Origin of the sequence: Burkholderia sp. USMB20 (assembly GCF_000949135.2) — a bacterium.
Taxonomy (GTDB): Bacteria; Pseudomonadota; Gammaproteobacteria; order Burkholderiales; family Burkholderiaceae; genus Burkholderia.
Genome location: NZ_JTAN02000021.1, coordinates 373,127 through 386,934, shown reverse-complemented (window position 1 = coordinate 386,934; position 13,808 = coordinate 373,127). Strand labels below are relative to the sequence as shown.

Annotated in this window: 14 protein-coding genes; 7 read left to right on the top strand and 7 right to left on the bottom strand. The window is 67.3% G+C overall.

Features of this window, described 5'->3' with window-relative positions; translation table 11 throughout:
- Window positions 1–79 precede the first annotated feature (79 nt).
- Complete coding sequence (locus PL79_RS32130; RefSeq protein WP_044844596.1) at window positions 80–289, bottom strand: hypothetical protein; 210 nt, start codon at window positions 287–289, stop codon at window positions 80–82.
- Window positions 290–749: 460 nt separating this feature from the next.
- Here PL79_RS32130 and PL79_RS32125 point away from each other — a divergent pair, with 460 nt between their 5' ends.
- The 5 genes from PL79_RS32125 (at window position 750) to PL79_RS32105 (ending at window position 4,687) form a co-directional block, all read left to right on the top strand.
- Window positions 750–1,166 carry a nuclear transport factor 2 family protein gene (locus tag PL79_RS32125; RefSeq protein ID WP_044844597.1) on the top strand — a complete coding sequence of 139 codons (417 nt, stop codon included), beginning with the start codon at window positions 750–752 and terminating at the stop codon, window positions 1,164–1,166.
- A gap of 3 nt (window positions 1,167–1,169) precedes the next feature.
- Window positions 1,170–2,027: an SDR family NAD(P)-dependent oxidoreductase gene (locus PL79_RS32120; RefSeq protein WP_044844598.1), complete on the top strand. Its 858-nt coding sequence runs from the start codon at window positions 1,170–1,172 to the stop codon at window positions 2,025–2,027.
- A 40-nt stretch (window positions 2,028–2,067) separates the two neighbouring features.
- A complete protein-coding gene (locus tag PL79_RS32115; protein ID WP_044844599.1) occupies window positions 2,068–2,826 on the top strand; it encodes an SDR family oxidoreductase in 759 nt (252 codons plus the stop codon).
- Window positions 2,827–2,866: 40 nt separating this feature from the next.
- The gene (locus PL79_RS32110) at window positions 2,867–3,703 is read left to right on the top strand and encodes an SDR family NAD(P)-dependent oxidoreductase (protein ID WP_044844600.1); all 837 of its coding nucleotides are present in this window, start codon (window positions 2,867–2,869) and stop codon (window positions 3,701–3,703) included.
- Window positions 3,704–3,781: 78 nt separating this feature from the next.
- Window positions 3,782–4,687: an NAD-dependent epimerase/dehydratase family protein gene (locus tag PL79_RS32105; RefSeq protein ID WP_044844601.1), complete on the top strand. Its 906-nt coding sequence runs from the start codon at window positions 3,782–3,784 to the stop codon at window positions 4,685–4,687.
- Between the two features lie 131 nt (window positions 4,688–4,818).
- On the opposite strand, the gene PL79_RS32100 is transcribed toward PL79_RS32105, so the two are convergent.
- The 5 genes from PL79_RS32100 to PL79_RS32075 form a co-directional block, all read right to left on the bottom strand.
- The gene (locus PL79_RS32100) at window positions 4,819–6,684 is read right to left on the bottom strand and encodes a phosphoenolpyruvate carboxykinase (GTP) (protein ID WP_044844602.1); all 1,866 of its coding nucleotides are present in this window, start codon (window positions 6,682–6,684) and stop codon (window positions 4,819–4,821) included.
- A gap of 524 nt (window positions 6,685–7,208) precedes the next feature.
- Window positions 7,209–7,985 (bottom strand): SDR family NAD(P)-dependent oxidoreductase, encoded by a 777-nt coding sequence (locus PL79_RS32090; RefSeq protein ID WP_044844603.1) that lies wholly within the window; start codon window positions 7,983–7,985, stop codon window positions 7,209–7,211.
- Between the two features lie 131 nt (window positions 7,986–8,116).
- Window positions 8,117–8,872 carry an SDR family NAD(P)-dependent oxidoreductase gene (locus tag PL79_RS32085; RefSeq protein ID WP_044844604.1) on the bottom strand — a complete coding sequence of 252 codons (756 nt, stop codon included), beginning with the start codon at window positions 8,870–8,872 and terminating at the stop codon, window positions 8,117–8,119.
- A gap of 9 nt (window positions 8,873–8,881) precedes the next feature.
- Window positions 8,882–9,748, bottom strand: coding sequence for an SDR family NAD(P)-dependent oxidoreductase (locus PL79_RS32080; RefSeq protein ID WP_044844605.1), 867 nt, complete (start codon window positions 9,746–9,748; stop codon window positions 8,882–8,884).
- Window positions 9,749–9,805: 57 nt separating this feature from the next.
- Window positions 9,806–10,306, bottom strand: coding sequence for a nuclear transport factor 2 family protein (locus PL79_RS32075; protein ID WP_044844606.1), 501 nt, complete (start codon window positions 10,304–10,306; stop codon window positions 9,806–9,808).
- Between the two features lie 219 nt (window positions 10,307–10,525).
- Here PL79_RS32075 and PL79_RS32070 point away from each other — a divergent pair, with 219 nt between their 5' ends.
- Window positions 10,526–11,047, top strand: coding sequence for a nuclear transport factor 2 family protein (locus tag PL79_RS32070; protein ID WP_044844607.1), 522 nt, complete (start codon window positions 10,526–10,528; stop codon window positions 11,045–11,047).
- 51 nt (window positions 11,048–11,098) lie between these two features.
- Window positions 11,099–11,815, top strand: a complete 717-nt coding sequence (locus tag PL79_RS32065) for an EthD domain-containing protein (RefSeq protein WP_044844608.1) — start codon at window positions 11,099–11,101, stop codon at window positions 11,813–11,815.
- Between the two features lie 64 nt (window positions 11,816–11,879).
- Here PL79_RS32065 and PL79_RS32060 read toward each other — a convergent pair whose 3' ends face one another.
- Entirely contained in the window at window positions 11,880–13,466 is a 1,587-nt protein-coding gene (locus PL79_RS32060; protein WP_044844609.1) for an isocitrate lyase, read from the bottom strand.
- Window positions 13,467–13,808 lie beyond the last annotated feature (342 nt).

Genomic DNA, 13,808 nt, shown 5'->3' with positions numbered 1-13,808 from the left:
CGCCGTCCACCCGGTCGCCGTCGCATCGTGACGGCGTCAACGTGACATCGAGTCGGCGCGGCGCGCGGCCGCGCCGTCGTCACATGCCGCGCAGTGCGGCGAAACCGAAGCGCGAGGGATCGATCGGCACGCAACCGGTCGGCAGGCCGTTCGCATCGAGCGAGCGGCATTGCAGGATGCCGGCCGCATACGGCGGCGCCGGGACCTGATCAGCGCCATATCGCGCGATCACCATCGCCGCGAACGCACCCATCGCCAATACGCACAGCTTGCGAGTCGTCAGTCTCATGATCGTGTCCCCTCCGGTTGGCCGCTATCGCGGTTCGTGTCCGGCGCACTGGCCTCGGGCAAACAGGCAACCGCACCGGATGACTGCACGGTAGCCAGCGCCGGCCCGCCGGCCATCGTCCATTTCGACTAGGGGCAAACGCGAAGCGGCCCCTGACGGAACGTGCGGCGTCGCAGCATCGCCGAGCGGTGGTAGCGGCGTCGCGATCGGAAAACCGCGTACCGCAGCCCGTCGTGACGGGGCGCGCGATCTTCGGGCACGCGCCGCGCGTTCGCCGCCGCATCGCACCATCGGACGATGCACGGCTGTCGCGCCGGTGTTTTCCCTGATCGTGCCCCTGCTCCGTATGGATGATGAGGATCGCGCGGCCGGATGCGAACCTGCGAGTCGACGTCGCAATGCCGTCGCGTCCGCGCTCGCGGCGCGACCGAGTCTTTCCGTTCATTCACGGGAGTACCGCATGACCGATTCGAATCCCCGCCACGCGCTGTACGAACTCGCGTGCCGTTACGCGCAGGCCGTCGACCGGCGCGACTGGCCGCGCCTCGCCACCCTCTTCACCGCCGACGCCCAGCTCGAGGGCCCCGGTTTCCGTTTCGACGACCGCGATGCGATCGTCGCCGGCATGCGCGTGATCGAGCGCTACGAAACCACCCAGCATCACGTGCACAACCAGCTCGCCACGCTCGACGGCGGCGAGGCCGACGTCGAGACCTACTGCCTCGCGTGCCACGTGTACGTGCGCGACGGCGTGAAGCGCAAGCTCGACTGGGGGCTGCGCTATCGCGACCGCTGCGTGTTCGACGGCGGCACGTGGCGCTTCGCCGCGCGCACGCTGCACGTCGACTGGTCGCAAGACCTGCCGCTGGAGGGCTGAACGATGCACGCATCCCTTCCCCTCGCCGGCCGCACCGCGCTCGTCACGGGCGGCGCCGGCGGCATCGGCGCGGCCTGTGCGCGCGCGCTTGCCGCCGATGGCGCGGCCGTCGTGCTGATGGGCCGCCGCCGCGATGCACTCGAACGCACGCAGCGGCACGTGACCGACACGCTGCCCGGCAGCCGCGTCGCGATCCATGCCGGCGACGCCTGCGACGACGGCGACCTGCAGGCGGCGCTGGATACCGCGTGGGCGCTCGACGGCCGGCTCGACATCGTCGTGCCGACCGTCGGCGGCGCCGGGTTCCGGCCGCTGCTGATGCACGACGCCGACAGCTTCCGCGCGGAAATCGAGCTGAACCTGAACAGCGCGTTCGCCGCGATCCGCCACGCCGCGCCGCGGCTCGCCGACAGCGGCGGCGGCACGATCGTCTGCATCTCGTCGACGGCCGCGCAGATCAATTTCCGCTGGCTGACCGCGTACTGCACCGCGAAGGCCGCGCTCGAAGCGCTGGTGCGCGGGGCCGCCGAGGAACTGGCCGGCGCGAGGATCCGCGTGAACGCGGTGCGGCCGGGCCTCACGCGCTCGGAAGCCACCGCGCCGATGTTCGACAACCGGGCGCTCGTCGACAGCTTCCTCGACCAGATTCCGCTCGGCTCACTCGGCGAGCCGGAAGCGATCGCGCACGCGGTGCGCTATCTCGCGGGTCCCGAGTCGGGCTGGGTCACCGGCCAGAGCTTCGCGGTCGACGGCGGCCACGAGCTGCGCGCCAACCCGCGCGTCGACGCCACCATCGCGCAGATCTACGGCGCGGCCGCGCTCGACGCGGTCAAGGCCGGCCGTGCGCCGGGCGCCGCATGAGCGCCCGCCTTCTTTCAACGTCACAGGAAATCGACCGGACATGAATCGAGTCGCAAACAAGGTCGCGCTGATCACCGGCGCGGCGAGCGGCGTCGGCCGCGCGGATGCGCTGCTGCTCGCCGCCGAAGGCGCGCGCGTGGTGCTCACCGACATCGACAAGGATGCGGGCCGCGCACTCGCGCGCGAGATCGGCGACACCGCGCTGTTCGTCCATCAGGACATCGCCGACGAAGACGGCTGGCGGCACGCGATCGCGTCGACGCTCGAGCGCTTCGGCCGCCTCGACGTGCTCGTCAACAACGCGGCGATCTGCCCGGTCGGCTCGATCGAGGACACGAGCCTCGACACCTGGCGACGCGTGCTGCGCGTCAACGCGGACGGCTACTTTCTCGGCTGCAAGTACGCGATCGGCGCGATGAAGCACAACGACACGCCGGGCTCGATCGTGATGATGTCGTCGGTCGCCGCGCTCGGCGGCCTGCCGATGATGTGCGCGTACACCGGCTCGAAAGGCGCGGTGACGGCGCTCGCGCGCAGCGTCGCCGTCCACTGCAAGCGCAGCGGCTACCGGATCCGCTGCAACTCGATCCATCCGGACGGCATCTGGACACCGATGACGCAGGCGCTGATGCCCGGCCTCGATCCGGCCGATCTCGGCATCGGCAACGATCCGATGGCACGCATGTGCGATCCGCAGGACGTCGCGAATCTCGTGCTGTTCCTCGCATCCGACGAATCGCGCTTCGTGAACGGCGCGGAGCTGCGGATCGACAACGCGCAACTGGTTGCGTCGCTGTGATGCGGCGCGTGGCTTTTCCGTTCGAAGGAGTAGCGTTCCGATGATTTCCTTTTCCGGCAAGACCGTGCTGGTCACCGGCGGCGGCGCGGGCATCGGCCGCGCGTGCGCGCAAGCGTTCGGCGCGGCGGGCGCGCGGGTCGTGGTGGCCGAGGTCGATCCCGCCCGCGCGCAGGACGTGCGTCAGGCACTCGAAGCCGCGGGCGTCGACGCGCTGGTCGGCACCGTGGACGTCACACGCCGCGACGAGGTCAACGCGTTCGCGCGGACGATCGACGCCCGCTTCGGCGGGCTCGACGTGCTCGTCAACAACGTCGGCGATTTCCTGCAGATCGCGAAGCCGTTCGACGACCATACTGACGACGACATCGCGCGGCTGTTCGACGTGAACCTGCGCCAGGTGTTCGTCGTCACGCGCGCGATGCTGCCGTTGCTGCGCAAGCGCGGCGCGGGCAGCAGCATCGTCGGCGTGTCGTCGATCGAGGGCTTTCGCGCGATTCCGAACTGCACCGTGTACGCGTCGTTCAAGGCCGCGCTGACCGGCTTCACGAAAAGCCTCGCGCTCGAACTCGGGCCGGCCGGCATCCGCGTGAACCAGATCGCGCCGGAGACCACCGAGACGCCGCAGGTGCCGGTCAGCGCAATGGTCGCGGCCGAACATCGCGAGCACATCCCGCGCTGGATTCCGCTCGGGCGCTTCGGTGTGGCCGGCGACATCGCGGGCGCCGCGCTGTTCCTCGCGAGCCCGCTCGCCGCATGGGTCACCGGCACGACGCTGCACGTCGACGGCGGCGCACTCGCGGCGGCCGGCTGGTATCGCGATCCGAACGGATTCTGGACCAACATGCCGGTCGTCACCGGCAACGGCTTCAATTTCTGAGCGACGTTCCGCACGGATTCGTCCGTTCAATCGTCGGTTCAATTCAAGCGGCGCAGCGGCGCCGCCACCGGAGACACCATGAAAATCCTGATCATCGGCGGTACCGGCCTCATCGGCGGCCACGCCGCATTGCATCTGCGCGCGCAAGGCAACGACGTGACGCTCGCCGCGCGCAAGCCGCCCGCGCCGGGCAGCGCGCTCGCGCAATTCGACGTGCTGCTGCGCGACTACGTCGCCGGCAACTTCACGCGCGACGATCTCGCGCCATTCGACGCGGTCGTGTTCGCGGCCGGCAACGACATTCGCCACCTGCCGCCCGGCACCGACGAAGCCGCGCACTGGGAACGCGCGAACGTCGACGCGGTGCCGCGCTTCTTCGCGCTCGCGCGCGACGCGGGCGTGAAGCGCGCGGTGCTGGTCGGCAGCTTCTATCCGCAGGTCGCGCCGGCGCTCGTCGACACGGTGCCGTACGTGCGCTCGCGCCATCTCGCGGACGAGCGCGTGCGCGCGCTCGCGTCGCCGTCGTTCGCGGTGTGCAGCGTGAATGCGCCGTTCGTGGTCGGCTCGGTGCCGGGGCTGCGCAACGAGATGTTCGCCGCGTACACGGGCTATGCGCAGGGCAAGCTCGCGGGGCTGCCGGTGTACGGGCCGGCCGGCGGCAGCAACTTCATCTCGACGCAATCGCTGTCGGAAGCGATCTGGGGCGCGCTGCAACGCGGCGAATCCGGCAAGGCCTATCTCGTCGGCGACGAGAACCTGAGCTTCGCCGACTACTTCGCGGCATTCTTTCGCGCGGCCGGCAATCCGCAGCCGGTGCCGTCGCTCGACCAGGAGCATCCGCTGCTGCCGGACATCGCGATCTATACGGGGCGCGGCAACGTCGTGGCGTACGAGCCGGACCCGGCCGATATCGCGCTGCTGCGCTACCGGCGCGGCGACGTGCAGCGCGCGGTGAACGAAGTGGTCGCGCAGTGCGGCGCGTAAGCGCACGGCCGGCGCTGCACGCGCGACGCTGAAACGAAGCAGAAACGAAAACGTCCCGCCACCGGCGATGCATGCCGGCGGCGGGACGTTCGTGCCGCAACGTCGTTACTGCGTGACTTCGACTCGCATCGTCAGCCGCCGATACGCTGTTCGATCTTCTTCATCGTCTCGGTCAACTCCGCCGGCAGACGCAGCTTCAGCGTGTCGAACAGCGCCGCATGCAGCTTCAGTTCCTCGCGCCATTCGCCTGCATTCATCGACGTGACCGCCTCGAACTGCTCGCGCGTGAAGTCGAGCCCGTCCCAGTGCAGGTCGTCATACGCCGGCGACACGCCGAACGCATGTTCGCCGCCGCCGCCGTTGCCTTCGAGGCGATCGAGCATCCACTTCAGCACGCGCATGTTCTCGCCGAAGCCCGGCCACACGAACTTGCCGTTCGCGTCCTTGCGGAACCAGTTCACGCAGTAGATCTTCGGCAGTTTCGCGCCCGCGCCTTCGAGCTGCTTGCCGAGCTTCAGCCAGTGCGCGAAATAATCGCTCATGTTGTAGCCGCAGAACGGCAGCATCGCGAACGGGTCGCGGCGCACCACACCCTGCTGGCCGGCCGCGGCGGCGGTCGTCTCGGAGCCCATCGTCGCGGCCATGTACACGCCTTCGACCCAGTCGCGCGCCTCGGTCACGAGCGGCACGGTCGTCGAACGACGGCCGCCGAAGATGAACGCGTCGATCGGCACGCCGGCCGGGTTCTCCCAGTCCGCGTCGATCGACGGGCATTGCGATGCCGGCGCCGTGAAGCGCGAGTTCGGATGCGCGGCCTTGCGGCCCGTTTCCTTGCCGACTTCCGGCGTCCACGGGTTGCCCTGCCAGTCGGTCAGCTTCGCGGGCGGCGTGTCGGTCAGGCCTTCCCACCACACGTCGCCGTCTTCCGTCAGCGCGACGTTCGTGAAGATCACGTTCTCCTTCAGCGTCGAGATCGCATTCGGGTTGGTCTTCACGCCGGTGCCCGGCGCGACGCCGAAGAAGCCGGCTTCCGGGTTGATCGCATACAGGCGCCCGTCGCGGCCCGGCTTCAGCCACGCGATGTCGTCGCCGATCGTCGTGACCTTCCAGCCGTCGAAGCCCTGCGGCGGGATCAGCATCGCGAAGTTGGTCTTGCCGCACGCGGACGGGAACGCGGCCGCGACGTGATACTTCTTGCCGGCCGGCGACGTCACGCCGAGGATCAGCATGTGTTCGGCGAGCCAGCCCTGGTCGCGGCCCATCGTCGACGCGATGCGCAGCGCGAAGCACTTCTTGCCGAGCAGCGCGTTGCCGCCATAGCCGGAGCCGAAGCTCCAGATTTCACGCGTGTCGGGGAAATGCACGATGTACTTGACCGGGTTGCACGGCCACGGCACGTCATTCTGGCCCGCTTCGAGCGGATGCCCGACGCTGTGCACGCACGGCACGAATTCGCCGTCCTCGCCGAGCACGTCATACACCTCGCGGCCCATGCGCGTCATGATCCGCATGTTCACGGCCACGTACGGGCTGTCGGACAGCTCGACGCCGACGTGCGCGATCGGCGAACCGAGCGGGCCCATCGAGAACGGCACGACGTACAGCGTGCGGCCGCGCATCGAGCCGCGGAACAGGCCGTTCAGCGTCTCGCGCATTTCTTCCGGCGCGATCCAGTTGTTGGTCGGGCCGACGTCGTCAGGCGATTCGGTGCAGATGAAGGTGCGGTCCTCGACGCGCGCGACGTCGGACGGATCGGACTGCGCGAGATACGAGTTCGGGCGCTTCGCCGGGTTCAGGCGCGTGAGCGTGCCCTGGTCGACCATCGCCTGGCACAGCGCGTCGTTCTCTTCCTGCGAGCCGTCGCACCAGACGACACGCTCGGGCTCCGTCAGCGCCGCGATCCGCGATACCCAGTCGATCAGCTTGCGATGTTTGACGTATGCCGGGGGAGCGATCAGCGGGCCGTGCATCGCTTCGGCCAAAGAGTTTTGCGACATGGGAATGTCTCCAGATTATTGGGCGGGGATGGGGGATGCGGGGCGAGCCCGCGAGATGGGGAATGCGGTCGGAGCGCAGGTTGAAGCGACGCGCAAGGCGGGACGCGCGAGCGGAGCGCGTGTCGATGCCGCGATGCGGGCGAGAGAATGTGATGTCTCGTATGAGTGTGCGAACGCGAGTTTCGCCATGCAAGCAACCTGCCGTACAACTCCATATCGGCCAGCATACCATCGCCGTTATTGGGGTGGCGTTGCGTTGCAACAAGAAACAACTGTGTCGACGCGCCGGCACGCCGCTTGCGGGGAAGTCTTTTTTTCTGCGCCGCCTTGTGTGCTTTGGGGACGAAACGGCTGGAACGTCCGTCCCGCAAGGGTTTCGCAAAAGCGCAAAATCGGCGCGACGCGTTCGCATGCGATGCACCCGAACCGTCGCCGTCCGAATTCGCGTTTTCGCTACTCAGGCAAACCCTGAATTAGGTTGCGTACACAAACATCCGTCGCGCACGCGTTGTGTACGCTACCGCTCAAAACGGCGCGCCGGGCAATCCGGGGTAATACGCGCCCGCCGCCATCCCGCCGTCGACCGACAGCTCGGCGCCGTTGCAGTACGACGCTTCGTCGCTCGCGAGAAACAGCGTCGCGCGCGCGATTTCTTCAGGCAAACCGACGCGCTGCAGCGGCACGTGCGTGTAGTGCTTGTTGACTTCGTCGAGCGGCGCGCCGGTCGGATTCGACATCGCGGTGTTCACGCCACCGGGATGGATCGAATTCACGCGCACGCCCTGGTGGCCGAGTTCGAGCGCCGCCACCTTCGTCAGCCCGCGCACGCCCCATTTGCTCGAGACGTACGCGGCCAGCGCATTCACGCCGCGCAGTCCATCCACCGACGAAATGTTGACGATCGACCCACTCTTCTGCGCAATCATGTGCGGCGCGATCGTGCGAATGCCGACGAACGTGCCGACCAGATTGATCGACACAGCACGCTCGAAATCGCGTTTCGACAACTCGGTGATCGCGCCGAACATCAGCACGGCCGCGTTGTTGACGAGCACGTCGATGCGGCCGAACTGCTCGACGGTCGCGTCGGCCACGCGTTGCCAGTTCGCTTCGTCGGCGACGTCGAGCCTCATGAAGCGCGCGGCGGCGCCGAGCTCGCGCGCGAGCGCCTCGCCTTCCGCGTCGAGCACGTCGGCGATCACGACGCGCGCGCCCTCTTCGACGAACAGCCTGCACGTCGCCGCGCCCATTCCGCGCGCGCCGCCCGTGACGATCGCTACCTTTCCTTCCAGTCGACTCATGTCGTTCTCTCTTCGATGCGGTTCGATTTCAGTTCCGGTTCCGGTTCCGTTTGCTGGCCGCGGCGCGCGGCCGCGCGCCGGTGCGCGGCCGATCACGAGCTGACGACGACGCGACGATCCCGCGCCAGCCGTCAGCCCCAGTACGCCTGCCCGCCGTCGAGCGGCAGCGTCGCGCCCGTCAGGTAGGCCGCATCGCGGCTCGCGAGAAACACGATCGCGCGCCCGATGTCCTGCTCGCAGTCGCCGACGCGGCCGAGCGGGATCGTGCGGAAGAACGCGGCGGCCTCGTCCGGGTTCGCGTCGACCCAGCCCTTCAGCCCCGGCGACAGCGCATGCGGTGCGACCGCGTTCACGCGAATGCCGTCGGCGCCCCATTCGCATGCCGCCGCACGCGTGAGCGCACGAATCGCTTCCTTGGTTGCCGCATAGGCGCCGTAACCCGACGTGTCCCAGCGCACCGCGGCCGACGATGCGAAATTGACGATCACGCCATCGCCCTTCAGATGCGGATGACACGCGCGCATCATCCGCAGGGTGGCGATCGGCCCCGATTCGAGGCCCGCGAGAAAATCCGCGTCGGTCACGTCGAGCAGGCGGCCGAGCGGTACGACCTGCGCGTTGTTGATCAGGATCTGCACGCCGCGAAAACGCTCGACCACCGCATCGACGCACTGCACGATCTGCGCGGCGTCCATCACGTCGCACACGAACGGCTCCGCGACCCCGCCGCGTGCGCGAATCGCATCGCACGTCGCGGCCAGCTTGTCGCGTGTGCGGCCGACCACGGCCACCTGCGCGCCTTCGGCTGCGAGCGCGTGCGCGACACCTTGCCCGACGCCCTGCCCCGCGCCCGTCACGAGCGCGACCTTGCCCTTGAGGATGCCCATGCGCGCTCCTTAAGCGACGATTGCCGGATGCGCCTGCACCGGGCCGCCGAGCAGTTCGCGATACGACGGCGGCTGCTTGCCGTCGAGATCGGCAATGCCGTATTGCAGCGCGGCTTCCGCGCCGACCAGCACCTGCCCCGACAGCGCCATGCGCTGCGGATCGGCGTGGATCGCGTGAATCACGCGGCCGGTGAATTCCGGGCTTTCGGCGACGAGCGAGAATTCCTTGTAGAGGTCCGGATGCTCGTCCCACACGCGCGTCGTGCGCTCGGTGCGCAGCGGCCCCATCCAGATCGACACGGCCGCGACGTCGAACGGCTTCAGGTCGACCGCCATGTCCTTCGCGAACTTGTCGACACCGGATTTCTGCGCGCCGTACGCGGCGCCGTGCATGTAGCAGCTCGCGCCGAACGACGACGTGAACGCGATCAGCCCGCTGCGGCGCTTCGCCATCAGCGGCGCGGCATGCCAGCTCGCGACATAGGCCGAACGCAGCCCGACGTCGAGGATGTTCACGAGGTCGAGCGACTTCTCCCAGAACGGGCCCGGCAGGATCAGCTGGTCGTGCAGGTACGTCGCGTTGTTGACGAGGATGTCGAGCCGCCCGCTTTCCCGTTCGACACGCTCGAACAGCGCCTTCACCTGCGCGTCGTCCGCGTGGTCGCACGCGACCGCGATCCCGCGGCCGCCGAGCGCGTCGATCTCGCGCGCGGTCTCGTGGATCGTGCCGGGCAGCGGCGCATCGCCTTCGTTCTGCGAGCGGCCCGTCACGTAGACGGTCATGCCGGCCGCACCGAGCGCGCGCGCGATGCCCTTGCCCGCGCCGCGCGACGCGCCCGTCACGACCGCGACCGGCGCCTCGTGGTTCTGTGTCATGTTCGATGTCTCCTGGGGGAATGTTCTCGACCGGCGCGGGGAGCGCGCGTCGTTTCGTTATGCGGCAGGCGGCTGCGCGCCGGCGAACAGCACGCCCCGCGCATCGCCGTCGTAGCGGGCCGACAGCGTCGACGTGACGACGCAGCGCGTGGCCGCGATCTTCCATTCGCCGTCGACCTTCCGGTATTCGTCGTCGTAGGTCGCGCCCAGCTGCGTGAGCGTGCGCGCATCGGTGTCGAGCATCTGGTAATGCAGGCCCCACGTGCCGCGCGCATGCGTGTCGTCGAGCACGGTGATGTGCGGATTCACGCCGTGGTGCATCTCGACGATGTGCGGGTGGCAACCGAGCCGCTCGAATACGTCGACGAGGGCGTCGCGATGCTCGAACGTGCCGATCCGGCCATAGTCGATGTGCACGGTGCCGGGCGCGAAGCAGTCGCGCATCCCTTGCGGATCCTTCCGGTCGCAGCACGTGAAGTAGCGGGCCTTCAGCTGGCGGATTGCGTCGGCGTCCTCGAGCCTGCGCACGCGCACTTCCATTCGTTCGATCGGGGTCATGCCGTCTCCTTGGTCTCGTGTGCGCGGATCGAAGCCGCGTCGACGCCACGTTACAGCCGCACGAACGGTCGGCCATCACCTGTTTGGATGAAACCGAGGGTTCGTATCGACGGCGGTGAATGCGGCGGTCGCGGCCGTCGCGGCGTTCGTCCGAACAGACGATGTGACGCAGGCGGCTTCGTTCCTACCATCGGACGACACCACCACGGAGACACGGCGATGGACGAGACGACCCGCACGCTCTACGAGTACGAGCAGATCCGCCAGCTGAAGTACCGGTATTTCCGCGCGATCGACACGCACGACTGGGCGTTGCTCGAACAATGCGTGACCGAGGATTGCGAGGTGCGGCTGCAAGGCGGCCGCTATGCGTACGACGGCCGCGACGCATTCGTGTCGAGCCTGCGTGCGCTGATCGGCAAGCCGACCTTCCTGACGATGCATCACGGCCATCACCCCGAGCTCACGCTGGTGTCCGCCGATCACGCGTGCGGCGTGTGGTTTCTCGAGGATCACGCGATCAATCTCGAGGAAAACTACCTGATGCACGGCGCCGCGTTCTACGACGACCAGTACGTGAAGCGCGACGGCGCGTGGCGCATTCACGCGACACGCCACGAGCGCCTGTTCGAAACCGTCACGTCGCCGATTCCGCCGTCGTTCACGCTGACCGCGAACCGCTTCGCGCCGCACGCGCACGACGCAACGCGCCCGGCCGATTCGGCCGCCAGCGCTTCCTGAAACCCGGCGGCAGCGCCGCCGATCCCGTCATTCCCCCCTGGAGCCGGAGCAATGGAGAAAGTCATTTACGTGTTGTGGCGCGACGCGCAGGCCGCGCCCGAGCCGTGGAGCCGCAGCGTGCGCGCGCAGCTCGCCGACAAGCTGCTGTCGCTCGGCGCGCACGGCGTGCAGGTGAACGTCGCCGACGCCGACGTCGCGCCGGCCGCCGGCCTCAAGCAGACCAACACGCACCCGGGGATCGACGGCATCGTCGCGGTGTGGATCGACAGTGCGAACCCGATGTTCCGCCAGCCGTTCGACGACGCGGTGCGCGCGGCCGTCCCGCACATGGCCGCGTATCTCGTCACCGAATCGCAGCCGATTCCGAACACGCGCTTTCCGGCGCGGCCCGGCGAGCGCACCAGCGGCTTCTCGCAGCTCGCGTTCCTGAAGCGCCCGCCGCGCCTCACGCACGAAGCGTGGCTCGATGTCTGGCACGGCCATCACACGCGCGTCGCGATCGATACTCAGGACAACTTCCTGTATGTGCAGAACGTGGTCGTGCGCGCGCTCACGCATGCGGCGCCCGGCTACGACGCGATCGTCGAGGAGTGCTTCCCGGCCGCGGCGATGACCGATCCGTACGCGTTCTTCGATGCGGTCGGCGACGAGGAGAAATTCCAGCGCAACGTCGCGGAGATGATGGACAGCTGCGGACGCTTCATCGACTTCGACAAGATCGACGTGGTGCCGACGAGCCAGTACGTCGTGAAGGCGGTGCGCGGATAAAACGTGGATAAAAAAAACGCCAACCCGTCATGAACGGGTTGGCGTCGTGCCGCGGGTATGACGATTACGAGAACTGGTTCATCGTGTTGTCCTTGCCCGCCGCCTTCAGCGCTGCTTCGCCGCTGAAGTATTCCTTGTGGTCGTCGCCGATATCCGAGCCGGACATGTTCTGGTGCTTGACGCACGCGATGCCCTGGCGGATTTCCTTGCGCTGCACGCCGGCCACGTAACCGAGCATGCCCTGGTCGCCGAAGTATTCCTTCGCGAGGTTGTCGGTCGACAGCGCGGCCGTGTGATACGTCGGCAGCGTGATCAGGTGATGGAAGATGCCGGCTTCACGCGATGCATCGGCCTGGAACGTGCGGATCTTCTCGTCGGCGAGCTTGGCCAGTTCGGTCTCGTCGTACTCGACGCTCATCAGCTGCGCGCGGTCGTAGGCCGACACGTCCTTGCCCGCGGCCTTCAGCGCGTCATATGCCTGCTGACGGAAGTTCAGCGTCCAGTTGAACGACGGGCTGTTGTTGTACACCAGCTTCGCGTTCGGGATGACCTTGCGGATTTCGCTGACCATGCCGCCGATCTGCGCGATGTGCGGCTTCTCGGTTTCGATCCACAGCAGGTCGGCGCCGTTCTGCAGCGACGTGATGCAGTCGAGCACGCAGCGTGCTTCGCCCGTGCCGGCGCGGAACTGGAACAGGTTGCTCGGCAGGCGCTTCGGACGCAGCAGCTTGCCGTCGCGCTTGATGACGACGTCACCGTTGCCCAGCTGGTCGGCCGACAGTTCCTCGCAGTCGAGGAACGCGTTGTACTGGTCGCCCAGGTCGCCCGGCGCGTTGGTCACGGCGATCTGCTTGGTCAGGCCGGCGCCGAGCGAGTCGGTACGGGCGACGATGATGCCGTCGTCCACGCCCAGCTCCAGGAACGCGTAGCGGATCGCGCGGATCTTCGCGAGGAAGTCCTCGTGCGGCACCGTGACCTTGCCGTCCTGGTGGCCGCACTGCTTCTCGTCGGACACCTGGTTCTCGATCTGGATGCAGCACGCGCCCGCTTCGATGAACTGCTTGGCCAGCAGGTAGGTCGCTTCCGCGTTGCCGAAACCGGCGTCGATGTCGGCGATGATCGGCACGACGTGCGTCACGTGGTTGTCGATCTTTTCCTGGATCGCGGCCTTGGCAGCGGCGTCCTTCGCGGCATCGAGCTCGCGGAACAGGCCGCCGAGTTCACGTGCATCGGCCTGGCGCAGGAACGTGTACAGCTCGCGGATCAGCGCGCTGACCGAGGTCTTTTCGTGCATCGACTGGTCCGGCAGCGGGCCGAACTCCGAGCGCAGCGCGGCGACCATCCAGCCCGACAGGTACAGGTAACGGCGTTCGGTGCTGTTGAAGTGCTTCTTGATGGAGATCATCTTCTGCTGACCGATGAAGCCGTGCCAGCAACCCAGCGACTGCGTGTACTTGGCCGGGTCGGCGTCGTACGCGGCCATGTCGGCGCGCATGATCTTCGCGGTGTACTTCGCGATGTCGAGCCCCGTCTTGAACTTGTTCTGGGCACGCATGCGGGCCGCATACTCGGGGCTGATGGCATTCCACGCGCTGCCGTGGTTTTCCTTCAAGCCAGCCACTGCCTTGATGTCGTCTTGATATTGGGACATGTCAATCTCCTGGGAACGAAGCGCATTTGAGTAAAGGGTTCAGCGTGCCCGCTCCGTGTGACGAAGCGAACTGCATGGACTCAATGGTAACGCCGCGCGACGCACTGTCGAGCAACTCTTATATAAGACATAAGATATAAATTCCTCTTGTTTTTCAATGAGATAAGCAACGCGTTTTGCGATGCAAAACAGGTTTTCAAGCGGCGGGAAGATGACGCGGCCGGAATTCGGCGCACATTCCGCGATATGAAACGGCCTTTCGGCAGTTGGTGGGAGGACAGGCTCGGCGATTCATGTTTCGCGCTTTTGCCACCGACATGACAAAACGTCTATACTTGGACA